Here is a 24,558-nt window from a genome sequence, read left to right as displayed (position 1 = left end):
TCAGCCAGCCGACAGGCCCGACGCGCGGGCCTCGTGCCACCCCATCGCCTCGACCACGGCGCGGTTCTTGTCCATCCACACCGCGATGCGCTCGCGCGTCGTCCGGTAGGCGTACTCCAGGATGGCGCGCCGCGCGCGCAGGTTGGCGGGGTTGTGGAGGAACAGCAGCGCGTCGTTCTGCGCGGGCTCGAGCACGAGGACCTGCATCTTGCCCTCGGCGTGCGCGCGCCCCACCGCCTGGTGGAGCCGCGCGTGCGCGCCGATCCGCATCGCCTGGTTGAAGATCCAGAGCATGCCCTTGTCGCGCACGCTCTCGCGCACCCCGTGCCCCGTCGGGACGGGGCGGTGCGCGGTGGAGACGGGCACGAGCGGGCTCACGACGATCGTGAGCTCCACGCCGGCGGCCTGCGCGAGATCGAGGTGCGCCACGTGGCCCAGCCCGCCGTCGAGGTAGTGGCGGTGCTCGACGCGCACCGGCGAGAAGAACAGCGGCAGCGCGAGCGACGCCGCGCAGGCGAGCGACACCGGGACGTGGTCGAACCCCTCGGCGCCGAAGACGACGCGCTCGCCCGAGTCGAGGTCGTGCGCCGGGATGCGCAGCGTCCGCGGCATCGCGCGGAACGAGTTCGGGATGCCGCGCCTCAGGAAGAACTCGCCGAGGAACCGCTCGTAACGATCGAGCTGGAAGAGCCCCGCGGGGAGCGAGTCGTTGAAGCGATCGAGCTGCTCGAACAGGTACTGCTGCGCCGGCGCGTTCGGGGTCGCGTCGCCCCGGGTCGTGAGCCGGACGATCGCGTGGCGGAGCGCGACCAGGCTGGTGCTGAGCGCGCGCCGCCACTCGCCGACGTCGAGGTGGAGGAGGTGGCTGCGCTCCAGCGGGAAGAAGTTGTCGACCGGATCGAGCAGGGCGCGGTAGAGCCGCTCGATCGGGATGCCGCCCGCCAGGGCCGCGGCGACCGCGGCGCCGCTGCCGTGCCCGAGGTAGAGCGAGAAGCTCTGGTTGTCGATCCCCTCGACGCCATCCTCGAGCGCCGCGAGCGCGCCGATCTGGTAGAGCGCGCCCGTCAGGCCGCCCCCTGGCAAGCAGAGGCTGACCCGCGCTCGCTTCGCCCCGGCGCGCGGGGCGGCGCGGCCCTCGCCGCTCGCGTCCACGGTCCCGGACGAGCGGCCCTCGCCGTCCCCCGCTGCGATCTGCGCGGCGCGGCTCTCGCCGCCGCCTTGGCTCCCGAACGCCGGCATCATGAGAGGTCCTTTTCCCTCGCGCGGGCCGCCCCCTCGGCGCGACGGCCGAGGACGCAGGCGAGCGCGGTCAACACGAGCGCAGAGGCGGAGCTCACCGCCACGAGCCACACCGGGCTCGCCGCGGCGTCGGGCAGCGCGGCGCCGGCGGCCGAGGGCGCGCCGTCGACGGCCCCAGCGCCCGCCGCGGAGAGGAGCGAGAAGCACTGGATGGCGTTGTAGGTGCCGTGGAGGAGGATGGACGGCAAGAGCGAGCCGCTCGCGACGCGGAGGACGCCGAGGGCCGCGCCGAAGATCCCGATCGGCAGGAACTTCTGCCACCCGACGTGGGCCACCGCGAAGAGCGCGGCCGTGATCGCGATCACGAGCGGCGCGCGGTGCGTCCAGCGCAGCGGGCGGGCGAGCGCTCCCCGGAAGAAGACCTCCTCCAGCGCGGGGCCGAGCACGATGAAGATGAGGCCGAGCGCGGCCCGCTCGGGCGCGCTCGCGTCGACGAAGACCCGGACGAGCTCGGCGTCGTCGATCCCCGACGGCCAGCGCGCCTCGATCGCCGTGTAGAGCGCGGCGATCGGCCCCTCGAGCGCGAAGCCGAGCGCGATCGCGAGCGGATAGAACGCCACGTGCGTCCCGCGCAGCCCGAGGAACTGCCGGATCGACGCGCGGGGCGCGTGCACCTGGAGCACGCCGAAGAGCCCGAGCAGGTACGCCGCGGCCTGGCACGCGAAGCTGCCGATGACGTCGAGCTTCGGCGCCGCCCGGAACGAGCCCGCGCCGTCGAGCGCCGGCTCCATCCGGAAGGAGGAGATCAGGCCGAGCAGGAACAGGAACAGCGCGGTGACGCCCACGGTCCAGCCGATGGCCCCGGGGATCGACATCGGTCGCTCCTCGCCGCCTCGCCGGACGAGCGGACCGGGCCCTCCGCCGCTCGGCGGAGGGTCGGGGGTGCCGTGCAGATCGCTCATCGACCTCGCAGATAAGGCAGGACGCCCCGCTTCACGACCGTGTCCGTGCCGAGGCGATCGCTCGTCTCCGGGTAGTCGATCGTCGTGTGCAGCCCCCGGCTCTCGTGCCGGGCGGAGGCGCAGCCGACGATGAGCTCGGCCACGGTGGCGATGTTGCGCAGCTCGAGCAGATCCCGGGTGACAAGGTGCTTCCAGTAGTACTCGCGGATCTCCTCCTGGAGCAGGGAGATCCGCCGGGCGGCGCGCCGGAGGCGGGCGTCCGACCGGACGATGCCGACGTAGTTCCACATGGTGCGGCGCAGCTCGTCCCAGTTGTGGGCGACGACGACCTCCTCGTCGCTGGCGACCGCGTTGCCGACCTGCCACTCGGGCACCTCGGGGAACGGGCTCTGCCGGAGCTCGGCGATCTGGGTGCCGAGGCGCGCGGCCGCGCGCTGGCCGAAGACGAGCCCTTCGAGCAGCGAGTTCGAGGCGAGCCGGTTCGCGCCGTGCAGCCCCGTGCACGTGCACTCGCCGATCGCCCAGAGCCCGGGGATCGTCGTCCTGCCGTAGAGGTCGGTGGTGATCCCGCCGCACATGTAGTGGGCAGCCGGCACGACGGGGATCGGCTGCGCGGTGATGTCGATGCCGTAGCGGAGGCACTGCGCGTGGATGGTCGGGAAGTGCTCGCGGATGAAGCTCGCGGGCCGGTGGGTGATGTCGAGCAGCACGTAGTCCGAGCCGGTCCGCTTCATCTCGAAGTCGATGGCCCGCGCCACGATGTCGCGCGGCGCGAGGTCCTTGCGCGGATCGTGGCTGGCCATGAAGGCCGTCCCGTCGGGCAGCCGGAGGATGGCGCCCTCGCCGCGCAGCGCCTCGCTCACGAGGAAGCTCTTTGCCTCCGGGTGGAACAGGCACGTCGGGTGGAACTGGTAGAACTCCATGTTCGCGATCTCGGCGCCTGCCCGGTAGGCCATGGCGACGCCGTCGCCCGTCGCGACGTCGGGGTTCGTCGTGTAGAGGTAGACCTTGCCTGCGCCGCCGGTCGCGAGCACGGTCGCCCGCGCGAGGTAGGTCTCGACGACGTGCGGCTTCGAGGCTGGCCGGTGCCGGGGCGCTGGCCGCTCCGAGTCGCGCGGCCGCGGCCTGCCCTGGTTCAGCGCGGCGTCGGTCTCGTCGAGCACGTAGGCGCCCGCGCAGATGTCCGGCCCCCCGAACCGGGAGAGCGGGATGAGGTCGATCGCCGTGTGGTGCTCGGCGAAGCGGATGTTCGGGTTCTGCCGGGCCTGCTCGAGGAGCGCGCGCTCGATCTCGAGGCCGGTCGCGTCGGCGGCGTGCACGATCCGCCGCGCGGAGTGCCCCCCTTCGCGCCCGAGGCGCACCTGACCGTTCTCGTGATCGAACTGGGCGCCCCGCGCGATGAGCTCGCGCACCCGCTCGGGCCCCTCCCGCGCGCAGATCTCGACGACCACCTCGTGACAGAGGCCTGCCCCCGCCTCGAGCGTGTCGGCGATGTGCGCCTCGGGGGAGTCGTCCGGGGCGAAGACCGCGGCGATGCCGCCCTGGGCGTACTTCGTGTTGGACTCGTCGCGCGCGCGCTTGGTGACGATGATCACCTCGCCGTGCTCGGCTGCCTCGAGCGCGAAGGTCAGCCCAGCCACACCGCTACCGATGACGAGGAAATCGGTCGTTATCGCCACGGCCAGGAGGGTAGCAGGAGCGGGGCGCACGGAGGTAGGCCGTGGTGCGCTTCCTGCGTGCGACGGCGCTGCGGCCAGGCGTTCGGGCGGGAGGCCGGCGTGGCCGGGGAGAGCCGAGCGCTGGCGTGAGCCTGCTCGAGGTGTGGGCGCGCGCACGGGCTGATCGCGCTCATGGAGGAGCGCCTCGGCCGTTGTCGACGCGCGCCGGGGCGCACGTCGCGCGCTCGTGCTCGCAGCGCGAGCTCATGAGCGCAGTCCATCCATCGGAAGCCGCGACTCGCGAAGACGCGACTCGCGCAGCAACTCGCGAGACGCAGCGAGGATGCCCGAGATGCGGTGTTCTGGCACGACACGACAGGTTCCCGGAGAGCACATCAGAGCCAGCGTCCCCCACACCCTCTGGTCGACTCGCTCGATCCAGACCCTTCGTGAAGGGGCCTCTCGCTCAAGAGTCCTCGCTTCTGCGGTGCACCGAGGGCACGAGCATCAACTTGGGGTGACGCTTGCTTCGCGCTTTGGGGCCACCTGCCAGGCGTGGGTTCTTCGCCCACAAGAGGCTCTGCGACGCGGGCAGTCTGGGCCCTGACGGCGGCGCAAGCTCCTCCGCTGCCGCCTCTTCGCGAGCGGCCCGCTCCGCGATGCAGTGCATACAATACTTCTCAGGATCCCAGTCGATGTCCTCGAGACCCAGCCTCCGTACCCACATCCGCTCCCACTCCCCCATCTTGCTCAAGCTGGGGCGCTTACCAGAGGGAGGGGGGTCGTCTCCGCGGGACCTTCGGCGCTTCGGCATGGGACTCCTTGAATTCGGGCGGCGCCCATTCTGCCGGCAACGAATGAGCTCGCCAAGGGGTTTCTTCGAATCAGCGTTGCCGTTTTGCCGAGTTACGTTCAGCCATCCGAAATTGCCACGAAATCATACCGTCTCTCATTTTTTCTGGAGCGCTCGCCGCGATCAGCAGTCCAGCGGGCTCTGCTCGCCGCTCCACCCCTTCGCCGGGCAGTCCGCCGAAGCCGCGGGGTCTGCCGCTAACTCCGCTCGCTCCGGCGCCCGGCCTGGCTCCCGGGAAGATCGCCGCCCCGCCCTTCGCGCCACGACGTTCGCCCCCCAAGAACGCTGCCCACCCCCGGCCCGTGCTCGGCCCTCCGGGCCTGCGCGCGGTCCGCCCCTCCCAAGTCCCGCGCTTCGCGCGGGACGGGAGGGGCCGCCTCGCCACAGCCTCGCTGCGCTCCGGCGCTTCTGCGCCGCTCCTCCTTACGAAGTCAACCCACAGACCCCGCCACACGTGCCAGGACGCACATTGCCTGCTCGAGCTCGCCGTTCTCATGAGCGCACTCCATCAGCAGGCTCGCCGCCAGGCGCAGCTCACGGTGCGCTGCGAGGATGCCGGCGATGCGCTGCTCGGACATCGAACCCCAGAGGCCCCCCGAGCACGCCAGGAAAATGTCGCCCGGCTCCGTGTTCTCGACCTGAGCCGTCACTTCCACTGCTGCGTCGCAGCCGAGCGCGCGAGTGGCCGCGCTGGCGAGTTGCCTCAGCACGGCTGCGGCATCCGGCGAGATGGATCCGTTCAACGCCCCACCGTCGGGCGCCGCAACCTCACGCGTTCGCGCCTGCAGCTTCCCCCCACGGAACCGGTAGATGTGCATATCGTCGGCGTAGGCGATATACGCCGCCCCTGGCGCGAGGAGTACACCGGCGAAGCTCACCTGCACGCCGCTCGGTCGCGGCCCCAGACGTTCATCCTCGGAGCGGCCTGTTTGGCGCGGGCTCATCATGAGCCGCACTTCGTCCCGGCACTGCGACGCAATCATCTCACCAGCACCAAGGTCGTCCACGCTGGCTGCGTCGACAGCGGGATGCACCATCTCGATCGCCGTGCGGGAGACGCCCTGTCCGCCAGGCCGGCCCGTGACCAGGAAGAGCCCCAGGCAAGGCAACTCCCCAGCGCGCTCCTCGTTGCTCGCACGACGCCTCGACACGAGGGCATCCGCCCCTGCCTCGATGGCGATCGTTGGACGCACCATCCTCCACCTCGCACGCTCGTCGCAAGGACGAGCCGAGTCAGCGCGCACCACGCTCGCGGTGCGCCGGTCTCCTGTTCTGTCGCCCAGCGCGGCGTGCTGCCGCCGTGCGCCCTCTCGGCGTGCTCAGGTCGTCAGCGGCTGCTCGCTCGAGCTGGGAGCTCGCGACGGGACCTTTCGCTCAAGCGCTCAAAAATCATCGCGCACGAGACGCGCCAGTCGCACCATCTTCAGCAGCAGCCGCCTGCAGCGGCCCTTGCTCCGCCCGCTTCGCCTACCCGCCCTCGGAGGAATCTTCTCCCACCCAAGGCTCACCCGCAGCGTCGGTCGGTTCCCCGACCGTGCGGCAAGCTCCTCCATCACAGCTTCCCAGGCCGCTCGCTTCGCGATGCAGTGCTCGCAGTGCAGCTCGGGGTCCCACTCCACATCCTCGAGACCCAGTCTGCGCACCCACATCCGCTCCCACTCCCCCATCCCGCTCGGACTGGGGCGTCTTCCGGAGGGAGGGACATCGTTTCCACTGGAATTCCGGCGCATCGGCAGGGCGCTCCTTGGATCGAGCGGCGCGCATACTGCCGGCCATGAAAGAGCTCGCCAAGCGTTTTCGTCCAGAAATCGATATCTTTCGACTACTTACGCGAAGCCAGGCCGGGTCGTCATAAAATCGTACGGTCGTCCTCACTTTCTCCGCCGCTCGTCGGTGGCAGCGGCCCACCAGGCTCTGCTTGCCGCCCTCCGTGTCGCCTACGGGACACACCTCGCCCCTTCGATGACGCTTCGCGCGATCGTCACCACCTCCTTGCGCCGCACCTCGCGGCGGCGGGCGGCGCCAGCGATGACGCCGCCCGCGACCTCATCGGTCGCTCACGGAAATTCCTGCTCCGCCGCCACCGTGCCTTCCGCGCCCGCGTTCCCCGACACGTTGTTGCTTCCGCCAGGCCCCCCAGCGCCCGGCGTGCCGGGTTGCAGCATCGTCTGCCCTTCCTGCTTCACCGCCTCGCCTCGGTAGACGATCGCAAGCGACGGCCCGCCGAGGCCTCCTCCGCCGGGGCCGCCGTTGCCTCCCTGGCCTCCCTGCCCGCCAGCGCACGCAGCCTTCGACCCGCCCACGCCCACGCCGCCAACTCCGCCGAGACCACCGAGCCCACCTGGCTGAAGGTCGCCGCCGGCACCTCCCTTGCCTCCGTTGCCGGCCTTCAGCACGCAGTCCTTCAGCGTCACCTTCCCCTCCACGCTCGCCAGCGCGATACTCGCTCCGCCGGCTCCGCCGCCTTGGCCGGGTAGCCTGCCGCAACCACCGGGGCCCCCGCTGCCTCCGCTCGCTCCTGCTCCCGGCATGGCCCCCGAGCAGATCGCCGCGCCGCCCTTCGCGCCGCCGCCTCCGCCCCCACCTTGCCCGGGCGTGCCTGCTTTGCCGGAGCCGCCGCTCACGCCCTTGTAGCCGGATGAACTCAGCGAGCCGAGACCACTCGCAGCCTTACCGAAATCCCCCGGCGTACCGTCGGCGCCGCCATCGCCCGTTCCGTTCGGTTCAGGACCACCGCAACTCCAAGCCCCTGCCGGTGGTTCTCCGACACCTGCCGCCCCAAATGGCCCACTCTGACCTATCTGGCCGGCATCGCCGTTGTTTACCCTGCCAGCGCCGCCCCCTCCGCCGATCGACAACGCTCCGCCACACGCATTTTCGATCTGGGCTCCTCCCGGTAGCATGCTATCGGGTGCTCCTGAGGTGTCCAGATCAGTACATGCATCGGTCCCCGCGTTCCCAGGCGATGCCTGGGCCGGCACTTCGCTCGGTGCATCCTCTCCCTCGGCACCATCCGCTCCGTTCCCCGCGACCAGCTCGCAGCGCACCAGCTCGACCTCCGAACGATCCACCAGCACCGCGATCGACGACGCTCCCGGTGCCTGCGCATCCGCTGCGCGCATCGACACGTCCTCGATCCTCACCGGGCCATCGCCCCGCGTCACCTTCAGCGCGACCCACTCTCCGTCGGGCGCGACCACCGTCTTCGCCGTTTCGCCGATCCATCGCCACCCGTTCGCGCAGTCGAGACCGCCGAACAGCCCCATACCCGCGGGTACCTCCACCGCCTCGGCGAACTCCTCCGCACACGCGTACACCGCGCCTCCCTTGTCCGCTGCCCGCTCGATCGCTGCGCTCAGCGTCTTCACGGGCTCGGCCTTCGTCCCGTCACCCGCGTCGTCGCCGCTCGCCGACACGAACACGCCGCACGTATCGCTCACGGAGGACGTCGACTCGCTCGGAATGCACCCTTCGGGCGTGCCACCGGCATCACCGCCCGGGAAGTGACCGCACGTGAGCAGGAACTCGCAGTCGTCGTCGAGCCCCGTCGATAGATAGTCGCAGCCGCTCGCAATCACCGATGCGGCGCTCCAGCTCATCCACCACGTCAGCCGCCTGTTCTTCATTGTGCTCACCCTCGCTCCACTCACCATGATCCCACGACGAAGACACCGCCCCCGCCTGCGTATGTCTGCGGCAACACGCGCAGCGCGCGACCCGTCGAAGCGGCGCGTTGAGGCCACAGCGCATACGTGGCTGCGGCGATCGCCAGCGCCCCCGACACCGCATAGCCGACCACGGACACCGTGCCGAAACGAGCCGCGCGTCCCGCCTCACGCTCCACGTCGCGGCATCTGTCGATCAAGTCACTCGGCGGCTCGATGCACCGTGCATGCACCTGCCGGATCTCCGCTCGATGTCCATCCGCGTCGCGCCGCGCATTTCTCGACGCCACCGTCATCCCGATCCCCACGCCGAGCCACACCGCGCTCGTCGCCCCCAGCGTGATCACTGGCACCCAGTTCCTCTTCGGCGGCGGTGGCCGCTCCACCGGCATTGCAGGCGGATGCTCCACCACCGGCGCACCGGCCGTCACGCCCGTATCCCCCTCCGTCGTCGCCCCCGCCGCCTGTGCCTCGCCCTTCGCGAGCACCAGGGCCGGCGTCATGTCCCTGGCCTCTCCTTTCCTCGAAGCAGTGACAGTCGACGAGCCGCACTCCTGGCCCCACGCAACGCGCGTTGGTGTGCAGCACAGCACGATGGCCACAAGAAGGCTGCCCACCCCCGGCCCGTGCTCGGCCCTACGGGCCTGCGCGCGGTCCGCCCCTCCCAGGTCCCGCGCTCCGCGCGGGACGGGAGGGGCCCCCTGTACCACGGTGACGCTCGCTCCGGCGCTGCGGCTCCGCCATCGGGCCGCGCCTCGAAGCTCTCCCGCTGCGCAAAAACGACCTGCTGCCGGGCTCCCTTCAGCGACCGTCGGATAACATCCGCTCTCGCGGCCCGACGCAGAAGAAGTCAGCAGATCAACGGTACCTCCGCCCGCGCCTTGGGCAGTCCACTCGGTGGTGGTGAAGTTGTCAGCGCCGGGGAGCCCACCGTGCCGCGTCTCCGCGACAAAAGAGTCCCTATCACCCCGGCGCGGGGTGCGTCCAACCATTTCTTGTCTCTCCTTCAGCTCAGCTGCTTGCGGCGCACAGCGCTGATCCGTTGCTCTTCCGCATTGCGTTCAGCTATGAAGAATTCTCACTCATCCTCACCGCGCTGCTCACTTCACTCGCCACAGCTCGCATTGCCCATGAAGCTCCAACATGCTCCGCTCATGCTCGCCTCGCCGATATTTCCCCACTAGGCACCGAGTCTCCGCCCTCGTTCGCTGTGCCCCCATGAAATTCACCAAGGGCTTTCTTCCGATACTGAAGCTTTTTGCCCAATTACGCGTAGCCGTGCGGGATTGTCGCGGAATCGTACTGTCGTCTTCACTTTCTCCATCGCTCGCCGGTAGCAGCGGTCCACCGGACTCTGCTGGCCGCCCTCCGTGCCGCCTACGGGACACACCTCGCCCCTTCGACGGCGCTTCGCGCGATCGTCACCACCTCCCTCCCGCTGCTTGCCCGCGGCGGCGGGCGGCGCCACCGGCGACGCCGCCCGCTACCTCATCGGTCGCTCACGGAAATTCCTGCTCCACCGCCGCCGTGCCTGCCGCCCCCGCGTTCTCCGACACGTTGTTGCTGCCGCCAGGTCCGCCAGTGCCAGGCGTGCCGGGTTGCAGCATCGTCTGCCCTTCCTGCTTCACCGCCTCGCCTCGGTACGCGATCGCGAACGACGGCCCGCCGAGGCCTCCTCCTCCTGGACCACCGTTGCCTCCCTGGCCTCCCTGCCCGCCAGCGCACGCAGCCTTCGACCCGCCCACGCCCACGCCGCCAACTCCGCCGAGACCACCGAGCCCGCCAGGCTGAAGGTCGCCGCCGACACCTCCCTTGCCTCCGTTGCCGGCCTTCAGCACGCAGTCCTTTAGCGTCACCTTCCCCTCCACGCTCGCCAGCGCGATGCTCGCTCCTCCCGCTCCGCCGCCTTGGCCGGGTAGGCCGCCGCAACCACCGGGGCCCCCGCTGCCTCCGCTCGCTCCTGCTCCCGGCATGGCCCCCGAGCAGATCGCCGCGCCGCCCTTCGCGCCGCCGCCTCCGCCCCCACCTTGCCCGGGCGTGCCCGCTTCGCCGGGTCCGCCGCTCACGCCCGCGTAGCCCGACGAGCTCAACGTGCCGAGGCCACTTGCGGCGAGACCGGCGTCGCCCGCGGCACCATTGTCACCGCCCTGACCAGTGCCACCGGAAGCGCAGCTCCAGTTGCCTGCCGTCGGCTCTCCGGAACCTGCTGCGCCGAGGGCGCCTGACGCTCCGACGTCCCCGCCAGTGCCATTGGTTACGTTACCATCACCACCACCACCGCCAATCGACAGCTCGCCGCCGCACTCGTTGACTACCTGGGCGCCGCCGGACAGCGTCACATCTGGTCCCGGCGTACCATCGAGGTCGCTACACGCATCCGCTCCGGCGTTCCCAGGCGACGCCTGCGCGGGCACATCGCTCGGCGCATCCTCTCCCTCCGCCCCATCCGCTGCGTTCCCCGCAACCAGCTCGCACCGCGCGAACTCCGCCGTCCCTCCATCCACCAGCACCGCGATCGACGACGCCCCCGGTGCCTGCGCATCCGCCGCGCGCGCCGATATGTCCTCGATCCTCACCGGGTCCTCGCCCCGCATCACCTTCAGCGCGATCCCCTCTTCGCCCGGGGCCACGGTCGTCTTCGCCGTCTCGCCGACCCAGGTCCACCCGTTCGCGCAATCGAGGCCGCCGAAGAGTTTCGCTCCCGCTGGTAGTTCAACCGCTTCCTCGAACGTTTCGGCACACGCGTAGACCCCTACCCCGTCCTCGGCAGCGCGCCGGAGCGCCACGGCGAGCGTCGCGACAGGCTCGGCACGCGTACCGGCATTGTCGTCGTTACCGGTGGAAGCCACGAAGATGCCGCAAACATCATCCACGGCGCCTTCGATCTCGCTCGGCACGCACCCGGAAGGCACGACTTCGCTGCCCCTGCCCCGGTACTTCTCGCACGTGAGCATGAACTCGCAGTCGTTCTCGATGTGGTACCAGAGCCCATCGCAGCCACTCGCAGTCAATACAACAGCGACAGCCGTTCCAAGCAGGGTTCGCCCAAGCGTTCTCATCGTTCGTTCTCCGGCTCGACTCACCACGTGCTCACCATCACAACGCCGAGGCCATCAACCCGCGGCTCGGGCAGTACGAGCAGCGCTCTCGACTTCTCGCCGCTTGTCACTGGCCACAGGACGTAGGTAACGGCGGCAGCGGCGAGAACGCCCGACGCGATGTAGCCGCCCACCGCGACATCCCCCAGCAGACCTGCGCGCTCACCCGAGCGCTGGAGCTCCTTGCATCTCTCTGCGAACGACGGCGACTCCAGGCAACCTCCGCCCGCGGCAAAGATCTGGTCCTTCTGCGCGCGAGCCTCCGAGTTCGCGTTGTTCGACGCCACCGTCATCCCGATCCCCACCCCGAGCCCCACCGCACTCGCCGCGCCCAACGCGATCACCGGCACCCAGCTCTTCTTCGGCAGCGGCTGCGGCTCCACCGGTCCCGCAGGCGGCTGCCCCACCACCGGCCCACCAGCCGTCGCCCCCGCCGCGCTCGCCCCCCCCTTCCGTCGTCGCCCCCGCCGACGCCCGCGGTTCGGCTTTCACCGGCGTTATCGCCAGCTTCGCCTCCGCCGTCCCCCCCTTCGCCACACTCACCGTCTGGTTCGCCGGCTCGTAGTCCATATGCGTCGCCTCCACCCGGTGCTCGCCGGGGTCGACGAACACCTCCCCTTCCAGCGGCGCCCGCCCCACGCTCTTGCCGTCCACCAGCACTTCCGCTCCCGCCACGGTGACCGACACCTTCAGCGCGCCCACCTGCGCCCGCGACTCCGCCAGCCACTTCTCCGCGTTCGGCTTCAGCTTCGCCACACCCTTCAGCAGCGGCCAGTTCCTCAGCGCGAACGACAGGTACGTCGCTGCTTCCTTGTGCTTCTTCAGCTGATACTCCGTATTTCCGAGGTTGTACGCCACGTCGAACGTCGGGTTCAGCTCCCACGCCGACTCCAGCTCCGCTTCGAAATACGGGTCTGACGCCGTGGCAGACGACACCCCGAGCTCTTCGCCCCACGCAGCACGCGCTGGCGCGCAGCACAGAAGAGCAGCGAGAAGATAGCTGCCCACCCCCGGCCCGTGCTCGGCCCTACGGGCCTGCGCGCGGTCCGCCCCTCCCACGCCCCGCGCTACGCGCGGGACGGGAGGGGTCTCGGTCACGACGGCCACTCCGCGTCCAGCGCAGCGGCGCGTCCGCCCCCTCGCGCCCCGCGGCTCCCCCGCCACGAAAAAGCGATCTGCTGCCGGGCTGCCTTCAGCGACCGTAGGATGGTATCCGGGTTTGCGGCCCGACGCAGAAGCAGTCAGCAGATCATCGGTCCCTCCGCCCGCGCCTCTTGCGATCCACTCCAGGGTGGTGAAGTTTTCAGCGCCGGGCAGCCCACCGTGCCGCGTTTCCGCGACAAAAGAGTCCCTATCACCCCGGCGCGGGGTGCGTCCAACCATTTCTTGTCGCCTCCTTCAGCTCAGCTGATCGCGGAGCTCCGCGCTCGTCCGCATTGCTTTCAGCTCGCTGAAATTCTCATTTCATCCCAACCATCGTCGACTTTCACTGGCCGCAGCTCGCATTGCCCGCGAAGTCCCAGCACTCGCCCGTTGTCCCCAGATCGCCGGCGTTGCCTCCCGGACCACCGACGCCGCCCTCGCCCACTGTGCCCGCCACGAAGTTCGACAGCGTCACCGCTGCTCCCGGCGACACTGCGTACGCAAGTCCTACCGCATGCCCGCCTCGACCGCCTGCACCGGGACCGCCCGCTCCGCCTCGGCCGCCATCCCCGCCTTTGCAGCCGGGGATGGAGGGGGACACCCCCGATGCTGCTCCACCGGAGGCACCAGCCCCACCGTTGGCCCCGCTCTGTCCGGCGACTCCATCTCCGCCCTTGCCCGCCTTGCCCACCGCAACGGTGACGTCGGTCAGCACAAGCTTCGTCCCGAGACTCACGATCCCGATGCTCGACCCGCCGGCCCTTCCGCCTCCGCCTCCCTTGCCGCCGCAGCCGCCAGCGCCGCCTCCGCCGCCGCTGGCGCCAGGACCAACCATCGGGTTCGCTGAGGGCCCGCAGAACAGCCCTGCTTTCGCACCTCCGCCGCCACCTCCCCCTTGACCACGCGTTCCAGGTATGCCGATGCCGCCGTCGCCACCCTCGATTCCGGCCAGCGTCAGCGTCGTGTCACTGCTGGCCACGCCAGCCATGCCGCGAGTTCCGCTCTTCCCGACTGTGCCGGGCTTGCAGTCGCCGTCTGGATCCGTCTGCCCCGTGCCGCCTAGCCCGGACGCGCCGGGGTTCGGCTCCGGCAACGGCGCGCCATCCGCCCCCTTCTGTCCGTTACCCTCGTCGGTACCCGTCATCCCGCCGAGCCCACCGACGCCCCCGCGCGTCTCACCGTCCTCACACGTCGTCACACCGGGCTCGCCGCCGAAGACAACGGTATTGCACGCATTCGACAGCTCTGCCGGTGCGCTCGTCCCCGCCTGCGGCGCCTCCGTCGGCGGCTCGCCGTTCGCGCCGTCCATCGCATCGCCCGCGGTCACATCCACCTGCGCCAGTTCCGCCTCGACGTCCGCCACCGCCACGCCGATCGACGACCCGCCCGGCTCCGTCGCGCTCGCCGCGCGGATCGCGAAGCTCCTCAGCTTCGCCCCGCTCGCGCCTTCCGTCATTGTGAGCGCCACCGCGCCCGCTGGCCCCTCGATGGCGCTCCGCGCCTCCTCGCTCCACGTCCACTCCGCCCCACAGTCGAAGCCTCCGATCACCTCGACCTTGGCCCCAATCGTCACGCTCTCCGCGAACGCCCCGCTAGTGCACGCCAGCACCCGCTTGCCGTCCGCGTTCGCCACCGCCTCCGCGAGCGACGCGTACGGCTTCGCCTTCGTCCCATCTCCCCCCGCTTCTGCCGTCGCCCTCACGAACACAGCGCACTCGTCGGTCACGGTGCTCGCGTTCTGCGTCGGATCAGCCTCGCATACCGGGTTCGGCACGCTGCCTCCGGTGCCTGACGGATAGAAATGACCGCACGTAACCAGGAGCTCGCAGTCGTCCGCGAGGTGGCTCCAGAAGCTATCGCACCCCCCTACCGCCAAGACGAACGTCAACCCGCCCACCGCTTTGCGCATGTTCCGCACGTGCTTTGCCTTTCGGAAGTCCATCACCAAGCCCCCATCACGGCCAAGCCCGCACCACTCGAGTGCACCACGGGCAGAACAAGGGTTGGCTCCGTGCGCTTCGACTTCGGCCAAAGCGCATAAGTCACTGCACCGATCGCGAGCACGCCCGAAGCGATGTATGCGACCCGAGCAACGTTCCCCAATGTGTCGGCACGCGATGCGTCGCTCCGCACCTTTTCGCATGGCCCGACCCACGACGCTTCAGGCCTCACGCACTGCGCACCGGCCTCAATGATCGCGGTGCTCTGCGTGTGGGCATCCCCGCTCGCGTTGTTCGACGCCACCGTCGTCCCGATCCCCACGCCGAGCCCCACCACGCTCGCCGCCCCCAGCGCGATCACCGGCACCCAGTTCTTCCCCGGCGGCGGCTCTACCGGCGCCAGCGGCTGCGCCACCGCCGGCCCACCGGCCCCCGCGAACGACCCGTTCGCCCCCCCCTCCGTCTTCACGCCCACCGACGCCTGCGGCGCGGCTTTCACCGGCGTTATCGCCAGCTTCACCTCCGCCGTCCCTCCCTTCGCCACGCCCACCGTCTGGCTCGCTGGCTCGTAGTCCAGATGCGTCGCCTCCACCCGGTGCTCGCCGGGGTCGACGAACACCTCCCCTTCCAGCGGCGCCCGTCCCACGCCCTTGCCGTCCACCAGCACTTCCGCTCCCGCCACGGTGACCGACACCTTGAGCGCGCCCACATGCGCTCGCGACTCCGCCAGCCACTTCTCCGCATTCGGTTTCAGCTTCGCCACACCCTTCAGCAGCGGCCAGTGTCTCAGCGCGAACGACAGGTACGTCGCTGCTTCCTTGTGCTTCTTCAGCTGGTACTCCGTATTTCCGAGGTTGTACGCCACGTCGAACGTCGGGTTCAGCTCCCACGCCACGCGCAGCGCCTCCTCGGCTTCGTGGTACTTGCCCTCCAGATAGAGCGACTTCGCTTTGTCGACGAGCGCCTCGGCACGCTTCGTCGCGTCGGCGGCGCTGGCAGGCGCCGTCCCCGGCGCGACAGGCGGCGCCGCCGGCTGCGCGGCAGCGATGTCAGGGGCGGCCATCAAGGTCGCAACGGTCAGCACTACAGCAAGCGATCGGCTGGTCATCATCATGGCTCCACGCGGTCTCACTCCATCCATCGTTCGTCTTGTGGCCGCTCCGTAGGCGCAGGCGCGGCAGGAGTCTGCGGTCGATGCGGCACCACACCCGTCGGCCGCGCGGGCACAGGCGACACCGGCGCTGGCGGCGCCGGCGGCGCTGGCGGTTGGCTCGCCGTCGCGGTGTCATCGAGGCTTGGCTCGACCGCCTCCGGCGGTGCCGGCGCTGCCGGTGGCAACAGCTCCGAGGCCTCCGGCGGCGCCTGCGTGCTCGGCGCTGGCGCCCCGCTCGGCGGCGGCGCCGGCTCCGGCTCTGTCGGCGGCTCCCCTCGCCCCAGGATCCTCGCCAGCACGAACGGGCTGCTCACTGCGATCACCGCCAGCACCACCATCAGCCACGTCGGCATCCACTGCCGGCGCCCTCCAGTCGCCGGCGTCGCTGCCGACGCCTTCGGCACCGCGACCGGCGGCGGTGTCACCGGCAGCAACGACGACGGCAGCAGCGCCTTGTCGATCGGCGGCAGCGCTCGGTCCGCCCACTGGCTCGGCGCCATCGCTCCCGGCTGCTGCACCGGCACGCCCTGCTGCTGCACCGGCGACCGCTGCGGCGCAGCCGCGCCCCCGAACACCGGCACTCGCTGCGTCACCAGCGCGCCGTGCTGGTGCACCGGCGCGCCTTGCGCCACCGTGCGCTGCGCCGCCGTCACGCCTTGCTGCAGCACCGGCACCTGCTGCGTCATCGCCGCCCCGTGCTGCACCGGCGCGCCCTGCTGCACCGGCACGCCTTGCGCCGCCGTGCGCTGCGCCGCCGTCGCGCCTTGCTGCAGCACCGGCACCTGCTGCGTCATCGCCGCCCCGTGCTGCGGCGCCCCCGCCCCGTACGCCCCTGCCTGCTGCGGCCCCGGCACCGGATACGGCGGCGGCACCGCCTGCACCGGCAGCGGCGTCCGCGCCGCTTGCCCCGGAAACGGCGGAGGCCCCGTTCGCTCCTTCCCCAGCGCTGGCACCACCGGGAACTGGAACAGCGGCTGTCCCGTCGCCTTCTGCTGCTGCATCTCCGACAGCGCACGGTCCAGCTCCGGGTTGTTCTGCGCCTGCCGCAGCTTCTGCTCCGCAACCTCAGGATCCGCCTCCCGCCGGATGCTCTCGAGGTCCGGCAGGTACTGCCGGATGTCGTCGCTGTCCTTGTTGCTGCCCATCGAAGACCTCTCTCCTCAGCGACCACACACTAGAACGGCCTACACCCCGCCGTGGCGCATGGCCCGGCTGGCTTCGCGCCCTGTTGCTTCGCAGGCGCGGCCGGCTTCGCCGGCGCCACCTTCTTCCGCTCCTCGATCACCCTCAGAAACGACGGCTTCTGACGCTTCGGCATCGGGTAGAAGTCCTCGTCGTCCTCCGCCTCCGCCGGCGCTGCCTTCACCCCCGCAGCTTTCGCCGGCTCTGCCGCTGCCTTCGCCGCCTCCGCCTGCGCCTTGGAAGAAGGTGCCTCGGCCTCTGCTGCCGCCCCCTTCGCAGCCGCGTCGGCTGCTGCCGCCTCGGCCGTGCTCGCCGCCGCTGCGCTCGCCGTCGCCTCCGGCGCAGGCGCCGCCGGCACCGCCTCGACCGGCGGCGCCGCCACCGGCACCGCCTCGGCTGGCGGCACCGCGCTGGCCATCGCGCTCTCCACCGGCGCCGCCGATGCCGCCGGCTCTCCTGTCACCAGCGCCGGCGCCGTGTCGCGCGCCGAGCGCAGCCCCAGCACCACCCCCACGCCCCCCAGCGTCAGCGCCAGCGCCACCAGCGGTGCCAGCACGTACGCTCTCGGCGCCCGCCGCGGCTGCGTCAGCAGCGCCGCCGGCGCCGGCGTCGTCGGCGTCTCTTTCCTCAACGCCTCCACCGGTCCCGCGCTCGGCGCCGTCACCGAGCTCGGCGCCGCTGGCCACGCTACGATCGGCGGCGCCGTTCCCGGTCGCGACGCTTCCGTCGCCAGGAGCTGCGGCGTCACGTACGGCAGCTCCACCTCCTGCGGCGGCGGCGGTGACGCTCGTCGTGCCTCCCTCAATGGCACCGCGTGCTGCGTCTCCATTACTGGCAACGGCGGCGGTCCCGCATACGCCTGCGGCAGCGGCGCCGGGCCTCCGTGCGACTGCGGCAGCGGCGGCGGTCCCGCATACGCCTGCGGCATCGACACCGGGCCTCCGTGCGACTGCGGCAGTGGCGGCGGTCCCGCATACGCCTGCGGCATCGGCACCGGCCCTCCGTGCGACTGCGGCAGCGACACCGGGCCTCCGTGCGACTGCGGCAGCGGCGGCGGTCCCGCATACGCCTGCGGCATCGGCGGCGGCGGTCCCGCATACGCCTGCGGCATCGACACCGGCCCTCCGTGCGACTGCGGCAGCGGCGGCGGTCCCGCATACGCCTGCGGCATCGACACCGGCCCTCCGTGCGACTGCGGCAGCGGCGGCGGTCCCGCATACGCCTGCGGCATCGACACCGGCCCTCCGTGCGACTGCGGCAGCGACGGCGGTCCACCGTGCGACTGCGGCATCGGCACCGGCCCCGCGTAACTCCCCGCCCTCACCTCCGCCGGCGGCTGCGGCATCGCCGCCGCCCCCGCTCGCTGCGCCATCCGCTCCGCCCACGCCCCCGACAGCTTCGCCGTCGACTCCAGCGGCTTCAGCGCCGGCAGCGGCTCCGTATGCCCCACGCCCCGCCCCCGCGGCACCCGCGACGACGGCGCGAACGGCAGCGCGCTCGCCGGCGCCACGAACTGCTCCAGCGGCGCCGTCTCCCCGTGCACCACACGCCGCGCCCGCTTCTCGCCCTGCTCCGCGCCGCCTCGCTCCATCCCGCCCTCCTGCCCCGCCTCCTCCGTCTCCTCCTCGCCCGCTCCGCCCTTCTCCTCCTCCACCGGCGCGCTGTCCTCCAGCGCCACCCCCGCGAACGCCGCCTGACGCTCCGCCTCCATCCGCTCCCGCGCCAGCCGCTGCGCCAGCACGTGCCCCGCAGGCACCGTCTCTCTCAACAGCCCCCGCAGGTCACGCGCCACGTCGTCGAACCTCGGATACCGCTCCTCACGGTCGATCGCTATGCACCGCGCCACCACGGGCCACACGAACTCAGGGCAATCCGGCACGATCTCGTGCACTGGCTCAGGCGCCGCCACAAGGTGCCCTGTCAGCGTCTCCTCCGCCGTCGCTGGCTCGCTGTCGTCCAGGAACAGGTGCTTCCCTGTCAGCACCTCATAAAAAATCGCTCCGAACGCGTAGATGTCCGTGCGCCCGTCCGGCCTCGCCCGCTCCACGCGCTCCGCCTTCCTCGAGCTCGTGTACAGCAGCTTCACCTGCTCCGGAGAGATGTACCTCACCGTACCCACGTCCGGCAGATCATCGGTGTTCATCCCGCCGTCCGCGAACTTCGCTATCCCGAAGTCCAAGAGCCACACGTGCCCCTTCGCGTCCGCCTTCGTCCCCACCATGATGTTCTCGGGCTTCAGGTCACGGTGCCATATCCCCTTCGAGTGCACGAACGTCATCGCGTCCGCCACCTGCAGCATCACGTGCATCGCGCTCAGGAAGTCCAGCCGGTACGCCTTGTTCAACAGCTTCCTCAGCGTCCTGCCCTCGAGGTAATCCATCACGATGTACGCCACGTGATCCGGCGACACCCCGGCCTTCTTCATCCTCACGATGTTCGGGTGCTTCAGCTTCGGATAGAACTTGCACTCCTGCCGGAACCGCCTCGCGAAGTCCTCTCTCTTCAGGTGCCGTGGCAGCATGCACTTGATCGCCACCACATCCTCCGAGTAGTCCTCCACTGCCTTGTACACCTCTCCCATCCCACCCGCGTCGATCACCTCCGTGATCCGGTAGTCCAGGAACACGTCCCCGGCCTTCAGCGCCTCCCGCGCCATCACCACACCCCCATCCCGCGAAGCACCAGCGCCGCGATCGCAGAGAACACCGCCGTGCTCGCGAGCGTCAGCCCCGCGAACACCCACGCGTCCACCGGCGCCGCCTCCGCCGTCACGCCTCCGCCGGCCCTCACCCCGCTCGTGCCCTCCGCCACCGCCTCGAACCACGCCCTGCTCTGCGGTCCCCACCCTGCCTCCGCCGCCGGCGCCCGCCCCGCTCTCCAGGTCCCTCCGCCTTCCGCCAGCTCCCCCGCGATGCGCCCCAGCTCTTCCCCGAACGCCTCGGCGCTCTGGAACCGCTCCTCCGGCCGCTTCGCCAGCGCCTTCAGCACCGCACGGTCCAGCTCCGCCGGGATCTGCTGCCCCGCGTACCGCGACGGCGGCGCCGGCGGCTCCACGACGTGCGCGCGCAGCACCCCCAGCGCGTCCTCGACATGGGCGAACGGACCGTGCCCCACGACCAGCGTATACATCAGCAGCCCGACCGCATACACATCCGCCCGCGCGTCCACGGGCTGAGATCGACCATCAATTCGAAATGAAAATGCATAGGACATGAGAATAGAAGAGAGGGATGCCCTCCCCCGGTCGGTGCTCGGCGCTTCGCGCCTGCGCGCCGCCCGCCCCTCCCAAGTCCCGCGCTGCCAGTTCGCAGGGTCATGGGGCCACCTGACGGCGTTTTTCGCAGGGTCATGGGGCCACCCCAATCGCAGGAGGATGGGGCCACCCGCGCGGGGGCGTGACCCAGTTTTTCGCAGGGTCATGGGGCCAGCTTCCGAGGTTTTTCGCAGGGTCATGGGGCCAGCTCGGGACGCCGCGGTCGGGATCTGAGACGGGCTCCTTCCGATGACGGCGCGGGTCGCCGTCGGAAGGAGCCCGATGCCCTACCGAGAGCTGATCATGGTTGACATCAAGGAAATGCTCCGCCGTCGTGCGGCGGGGCAAAGCGCGCGTCAGGTGGCGCGCGAGACGGGGTTCGATCGCAAGACGGTCGGCAGGTACTTCGAGGCCGCAGCGACGCTGCCACTGCCACTCGACCGCGAGCCGACGGACGAGGAGATTCACGCGATCGCCCAGCGCGTGCAGGCGCGCCCGGTGCCCGACGCGAGCGACGAGAGGAAGCAGATCGACGCGCATCGCGTGCGTATCGAGGCCTGGCTCGCTCAATCTCGCCCGCTGAAGCTGCGGAAAATCCACACGCTGCTCCAGCGCGACCACGGCGTCACGGCGAGCTACGACACGCTCTGGCGCTTCGCCAAGGAGGAGCTCGCGTGGCGCAAGAAGACGCCGACGGTTCGTGTCGCTGATACCGAGCCCGGCGAGGTCGCGCAGGTCGATTTCGGCCTCATGGGCAGGCTGTTCGATCCTGCGACGCAGCGAGCTCGCAATCTGTGGGTGCTCGTGGTGACGCTCGTGTACAGCCGCTACCAGTTCGTGTGGCCGTCGTTCGAGCAGACCACCGTGGCGGTGTGCGCGGGCCTGGATGCCGCGTGGCGGTTCTTCGACGCGATGGCGCGCGTGATCATCCCGGACAACATGAAAGCCATCGTGCTGCGCGCCGACGAGCTTGCCCCCGTGCTCGTGCCAGCCTTCCTCGACTACGCGCAGACGCGCGGGCTGTTCGTCGATGCCGCGCGTGTCCGGTCGCCGAGAGACAAGGCGCGTGTCGAGAATCAGGTCGCCTACGTGCGGGAGAGCTGGTTCGACGGCGAATCGTTCACGAGCCTCGACGACGCGCGCGTGTCGGCTGAGCGGTGGTGCCGCGACGTTGCCGGCGCGCGCGTCCACGGCACGACGCGCGAGGTACCGCGCGAGGTGTTCGAGGCGCGCGAGAGGAGCGCCATGAAGCCGGCGCCGGCAGCACCGTTCGACGTGCCGTACTGGACCGACGCGAAGGTGCACCCCGATCATCACGTGCAGGTGCTCCGGTCGCTCTACAGCGTGCCCACCCGCTACGTCGGCAGCACGGTGCGCGTCCGCGCCGACAGCGCGTCGGTGAGAATCTACGCCGGTACGGAGCTCGTGAAAGTGCACGCGCGCGTCGCGCCGGGCAAGCGTTCCACCGATCCGAGCGACTACCCCATGGGCAAGGACGTCGCAGCGGTGCGCGACGTCGCCTCGCTCATCGCGAGCGCGAAGACGTGCGGAGTGCACGTCGGCGTCTACGCTGAGCGACTGCTCGCGGTGCCATTGCCCTGGACGCGCATGCGGCTGGTCTACGCGCTGCTGCGTCTGTGCAAGAAGTTCGGTAATGGGCGTGTCGAGGCGATCTGCCAGAGCGCGCTCGCGTTTGATGTCATCGACGTGCAGCGCGTGGCGCGCATGCTCGAGACGGCGAAGACGCCGGCGTCACCGTCCACGGGGCAGCGCACGGTCGTTGCGCTGCCCGCGCCGCGGTTCGCGCGCAGCACGGAGCACTTCGCGACGCGCATGCCGGCGGCTGCCGCGACCAAGGAGGACTCGTGATGAGCTCGAGCGATGTCGACCCTGCGCTCATCACAGCGCTCAAGCGCCTTCGTCTCGGCCGCATCGCGGCGACGCTGCGCGAGCGTCTCCTGGTCGCCGAGAAGCAGTCGATGGGACACGAGGAGCTGTTGCTCATGCTGCTCACCGACGAGATCGCGCGCCGCGAGGCCAGCGCGACGGAGAGCCGCGTACGCGACGCCGGGCTCGACCCGGCCATGCGCCTGGAGCTCTGGGACAAGACCGCGAAGGTCAGCTTCGACAAGCGTCTGCTCGGCGGGTTCACGAGCCTACGCTTCCTCGAAGAGCACAAGCACATCGTCATCCTCGGCTCTGTCGGCGTGGGCAAGACCTACCTCGCGAACGCGCTCGGACACCTCGCGTGCCAGCACGGCTACAGCGTGCGCTTCTTGCGCGCGGACGCGATGCTGCGCAGGCTGCGCCAGAGCAGACTCGACAACTCACGCGACGCCGAGATGGTCGCGCTCACGACCGTCGACCTGCTCATCCTCGACGACTTCGCGCTCGAGGCGATGAACAAGGAAGAGAGCCGCGACGTGTACCAGCTCTTCCTCGAACGCACAGGCAACGCTTCGATGATCGTCACGAGCAATCGCGACACGGCTGAGTGGCTCGCGATGTTCGACGACGTGCTGCTCGCGCAGAGCGCCGTCGATCGGTTCAAGAACGCGGCGTTCGACTTCATCATCGACGGGGAGTCGTACAGACCGCGGCTCAAGCCGAAGCTCGACGAGAGCACCACGGCCGCGCTGGTGCCCGCGCGCAGCAAGCCGCCCACCCACCCACGCGGCAGGCGGCGATGACCGCTGCGGCCCCGGCGAGGACGTCGAGCCTGGGGCCGCGCCTCTGACCCCTCGCTCCGAGCGGCGTGCCTCGCCCACCCTCGTCGATGGGACCGCTGGTGTTGCTGGGGGCGGGGCGAACCTGCCTGCTCCTGAGCGTCGCGGACCCTGCCGGGATCTACCGGGGGCCTGGGTGGCCCCATGACCCTGCGAAAAGAGAGACGTCGCCGGTCGCTGCGCGCCCGGCTCCGGGGACCTCGACACGCTTCGCGGTCTCGGGCATGGTCGAGACCGATCACGGTGTCTCCCCCTGGCCCCATGACCCTGCGACGGGGTGGCCCCATGACCCTGCGACGTGGCACGCGCTACGCGCGGGACGGGAGGGGTCGCCTCGCCATGGCCTCATCGACCTCCAATGTTTATGCACCGCTCCCCCTTCGAGCGCCTGCTCAGACGTGACCGACGCGCGCGAGAAGACACGTCAGCTGCTCGGGCTCGCCGTGCTCATAAGCACAGTCCATCAACAAGCTCGCCGCTAAGCGCAGTTCACCGTGCGCCGCAAGGATCCCGCTGATGCGGTGCTCGGGCACCGAGCCCCAGAGGCCACCCGAGCTCACGAGGAAGACGTCGCCTGGCTCGGTGCATTCAACCTGGGTCTTCATCTCCGTCGCAGCCTCGCAGCCGAGCGCGCGTGTTGCCACGTTCGCCTGTTGGGCAAGCATGGCCAGTGCGTCCGTCGAGACGGATTCCTCCGACACGCCACCGTCTAGCGCCACGAAACCACGCGTTCGCTCCTCCAACCTGCCGCCGCGGAATCGATAGATCCGCATCTCGCCGACGTAGGCGATGTACACCGCCCCCGGCGCGAGCAGGACACCGGCGAAGCTCACCGGCGCGCCGCTCCGGCCCGGACGATCGCCCTCGCGGCGGAAATGACAGGTTCGACGAGGACTCATCATGAGTCGCACTTCGTCCCGGCACTGCGGTGCAGTCATCTCACCAGCACCACCTCGTTCCGTACTACCTTCCAAGCATGCGTGCACCACCTCAACAGCAGTACGGGAGACAACCTCTCCGCCGAATCCACCCGTGACCAGGAACAGCCCCAGACAGGGCAGCTCACCCGAGCGCTCCTCGTTGCTCGCACGACGCCTCGACATGGGGGCATCCGCCCCCGCCTCGATGGCGAGCGCTAGACACACCATCGTCCACCTCGCACGCTCGTCGCACGGACGAGCCGAGTCAGGGCGCACCACACCCGCGGTGCGCCGGTTTCTACTCTGTCGCCCAGCGCGCCGTGCCGCCGCCGTGCGCCCTCGGCGTGCTCAGCCCGTCAGCGGCTGCTCGCTCGAGCTGGGAGCTCGCAACGGGGCCACTCGGTCAAGCGCTCAAACGTCCTCGCGATCGAGCCGCGCCAATCGCACCAGCTTCAGCAGCAGCCGTCTGCCATGGCGCCTGCTCCGCTTCATTCGCCCACCCATCCTGGATGGGCTGGGCCCATAGCTCACCCGCCGCTTCGGTCGGTTCCCCGACCGTGATGCAAGCTCCGCCATCACCGCTTCCCGAGCCGCTCTCTTCTCGATGCAGTGCTCGCAGGACTCCTCCGGATCCCACTCGACGTCCTCGAGACCGAACCGCCGTACCCACATCCGCTCCCATTCCACCCTCGCGCTCAGGCTCGGGCGTCTTTCCAAGGGAGGGACATCGTTTCCGCTGGACTTCCGGCGCATCGACAGGGCGCTC

General features: G+C 70.4%; 16 protein-coding genes. 2 read left to right on the top strand and 14 right to left on the bottom strand.

Translation table 11 applies throughout. The annotated features are described in order from the left end of the window. The 13 genes from WMF11_RS03520 to WMF11_RS03460 form a co-directional block, all read right to left on the bottom strand. Nucleotides 1-1,242: a patatin-like phospholipase family protein gene (locus WMF11_RS03520; RefSeq protein WP_437549454.1), complete on the bottom strand. Its 1,242-nt coding sequence runs from the start codon at nucleotides 1,240-1,242 to the stop codon at nucleotides 1-3. Then, nucleotides 1,239-2,201 (bottom strand): CPBP family intramembrane glutamic endopeptidase, encoded by a 963-nt coding sequence (locus tag WMF11_RS03515; protein ID WP_437976413.1) that lies wholly within the window; start codon nucleotides 2,199-2,201, stop codon nucleotides 1,239-1,241. Before WMF11_RS03515 ends, WMF11_RS03520 begins: the two co-directional genes overlap by 4 nt. Next, nucleotides 2,198-3,880, bottom strand: a complete 1,683-nt coding sequence (locus WMF11_RS03510) for an L-aspartate oxidase (protein WP_437906978.1) — start codon at nucleotides 3,878-3,880, stop codon at nucleotides 2,198-2,200. Before WMF11_RS03510 ends, WMF11_RS03515 begins: the two co-directional genes overlap by 4 nt. Before the next feature lie 1,263 nt (nucleotides 3,881-5,143). Continuing rightward, the gene (locus tag WMF11_RS03505) at nucleotides 5,144-5,908 is read right to left on the bottom strand and encodes a PP2C family protein-serine/threonine phosphatase (protein ID WP_437976412.1); all 765 of its coding nucleotides are present in this window, start codon (nucleotides 5,906-5,908) and stop codon (nucleotides 5,144-5,146) included. An 861-nt stretch (nucleotides 5,909-6,769) separates the two neighbouring features. Beyond that, nucleotides 6,770-8,338 (bottom strand): PGRS family protein, encoded by a 1,569-nt coding sequence (locus tag WMF11_RS03500; RefSeq protein WP_437976411.1) that lies wholly within the window; start codon nucleotides 8,336-8,338, stop codon nucleotides 6,770-6,772. 20 nt (nucleotides 8,339-8,358) lie between these two features. After that, nucleotides 8,359-8,880, bottom strand: coding sequence for a hypothetical protein (locus tag WMF11_RS03495; RefSeq protein WP_437976410.1), 522 nt, complete (start codon nucleotides 8,878-8,880; stop codon nucleotides 8,359-8,361). Between the two features lie 996 nt (nucleotides 8,881-9,876). Beyond that, nucleotides 9,877-11,388, bottom strand: coding sequence for a PGRS family protein (locus WMF11_RS03490; RefSeq protein ID WP_437976409.1), 1,512 nt, complete (start codon nucleotides 11,386-11,388; stop codon nucleotides 9,877-9,879). A gap of 249 nt (nucleotides 11,389-11,637) precedes the next feature. Then, nucleotides 11,638-12,411 (bottom strand): PEGA domain-containing protein, encoded by a 774-nt coding sequence (locus WMF11_RS03485; RefSeq protein WP_437976408.1) that lies wholly within the window; start codon nucleotides 12,409-12,411, stop codon nucleotides 11,638-11,640. 550 nt (nucleotides 12,412-12,961) lie between these two features. Next, nucleotides 12,962-14,527 (bottom strand): hypothetical protein, encoded by a 1,566-nt coding sequence (locus WMF11_RS03480; protein ID WP_437976407.1) that lies wholly within the window; start codon nucleotides 14,525-14,527, stop codon nucleotides 12,962-12,964. Between the two features lie 32 nt (nucleotides 14,528-14,559). After that, nucleotides 14,560-15,672, bottom strand: coding sequence for a PEGA domain-containing protein (locus WMF11_RS03475; RefSeq protein ID WP_437976406.1), 1,113 nt, complete (start codon nucleotides 15,670-15,672; stop codon nucleotides 14,560-14,562). Nucleotides 15,673-15,686: 14 nt separating this feature from the next. Beyond that, complete coding sequence (locus WMF11_RS03470; RefSeq protein ID WP_437976405.1) at nucleotides 15,687-16,856, bottom strand: hypothetical protein; 1,170 nt, start codon at nucleotides 16,854-16,856, stop codon at nucleotides 15,687-15,689. 29 nt (nucleotides 16,857-16,885) lie between these two features. Further along, nucleotides 16,886-19,549, bottom strand: coding sequence for a protein kinase domain-containing protein (locus WMF11_RS03465; RefSeq protein WP_437976404.1), 2,664 nt, complete (start codon nucleotides 19,547-19,549; stop codon nucleotides 16,886-16,888). After that, nucleotides 19,549-20,061, bottom strand: coding sequence for a hypothetical protein (locus WMF11_RS03460; RefSeq protein WP_437976403.1), 513 nt, complete (start codon nucleotides 20,059-20,061; stop codon nucleotides 19,549-19,551). Before WMF11_RS03460 ends, WMF11_RS03465 begins: the two co-directional genes overlap by 1 nt. A 367-nt stretch (nucleotides 20,062-20,428) precedes the next feature. Here WMF11_RS03460 and istA point away from each other — a divergent pair, with 367 nt between their 5' ends. Next, entirely contained in the window at nucleotides 20,429-22,015 is a 1,587-nt protein-coding gene (gene istA / locus WMF11_RS03455; RefSeq protein WP_437974280.1) for an IS21 family transposase, read from the top strand. Beyond that, nucleotides 22,015-22,836 carry an ATP-binding protein gene (locus WMF11_RS03450; protein WP_437743789.1) on the top strand — a complete coding sequence of 274 codons (822 nt, stop codon included), beginning with the start codon at nucleotides 22,015-22,017 and terminating at the stop codon, nucleotides 22,834-22,836. Before istA ends, WMF11_RS03450 begins: the two co-directional genes overlap by 1 nt. A 428-nt stretch (nucleotides 22,837-23,264) precedes the next feature. Here the strand turns inward: WMF11_RS03450 and WMF11_RS03445 are convergent, their stop codons facing one another. After that, a complete protein-coding gene (locus WMF11_RS03445; protein WP_437976402.1) occupies nucleotides 23,265-23,810 on the bottom strand; it encodes a PP2C family protein-serine/threonine phosphatase in 546 nt (181 codons plus the stop codon). Nucleotides 23,811-24,558 lie beyond the last annotated feature (748 nt).

Source organism: Sorangium sp. So ce295 (assembly GCF_051527405.1).
In the GTDB taxonomy this organism is placed as follows: domain Bacteria; phylum Myxococcota_A; class Polyangia; order Polyangiales; family Polyangiaceae; genus Sorangium; species Sorangium cellulosum_B.
The sequence above is the reverse complement of the archived record's forward strand: the minus strand, read 5'-3'. Positions and strand labels throughout refer to the sequence as shown.

Excerpts from the sequence above, each read along its gene's own strand:
- WMF11_RS03520 (WP_437549454.1), bottom strand. The coding sequence starts at position 1,242 with ATGATGCCGGCGTTCGGGAGCCAAGGCGGCGGCGAGAGCCGCGCCGCG.
- WMF11_RS03515 (WP_437976413.1), bottom strand. The coding sequence starts at position 2,201 with ATGAGCGATCTGCACGGCACCCCCGACCCTCCGCCGAGCGGCGGAGGG.
- WMF11_RS03505 (WP_437976412.1), bottom strand. The coding sequence starts at position 5,908 with ATGGTGCGTCCAACGATCGCCATCGAGGCAGGGGCGGATGCCCTCGTG.
- WMF11_RS03500 (WP_437976411.1), bottom strand. The coding sequence starts at position 8,338 with ATGAAGAACAGGCGGCTGACGTGGTGGATGAGCTGGAGCGCCGCATCG.
- WMF11_RS03495 (WP_437976410.1), bottom strand. The coding sequence starts at position 8,880 with ATGACGCCGGCCCTGGTGCTCGCGAAGGGCGAGGCACAGGCGGCGGGG.
- WMF11_RS03480 (WP_437976407.1), bottom strand. The coding sequence starts at position 14,527 with ATGCGCAAAGCGGTGGGCGGGTTGACGTTCGTCTTGGCGGTAGGGGGG.
- WMF11_RS03475 (WP_437976406.1), bottom strand. The coding sequence starts at position 15,672 with ATGATGATGACCAGCCGATCGCTTGCTGTAGTGCTGACCGTTGCGACC.
- WMF11_RS03470 (WP_437976405.1), bottom strand. The coding sequence starts at position 16,856 with ATGGGCAGCAACAAGGACAGCGACGACATCCGGCAGTACCTGCCGGAC.
- WMF11_RS03465 (WP_437976404.1), bottom strand. The coding sequence starts at position 19,549 with ATGGCGCGGGAGGCGCTGAAGGCCGGGGACGTGTTCCTGGACTACCGG.
- istA (WP_437974280.1), top strand. The coding sequence starts at position 20,429 with ATGCCCTACCGAGAGCTGATCATGGTTGACATCAAGGAAATGCTCCGC.
- WMF11_RS03450 (WP_437743789.1), top strand. The coding sequence starts at position 22,015 with ATGAGCTCGAGCGATGTCGACCCTGCGCTCATCACAGCGCTCAAGCGC.
- WMF11_RS03445 (WP_437976402.1), bottom strand. The coding sequence starts at position 23,810 with ATGACTGCACCGCAGTGCCGGGACGAAGTGCGACTCATGATGAGTCCT.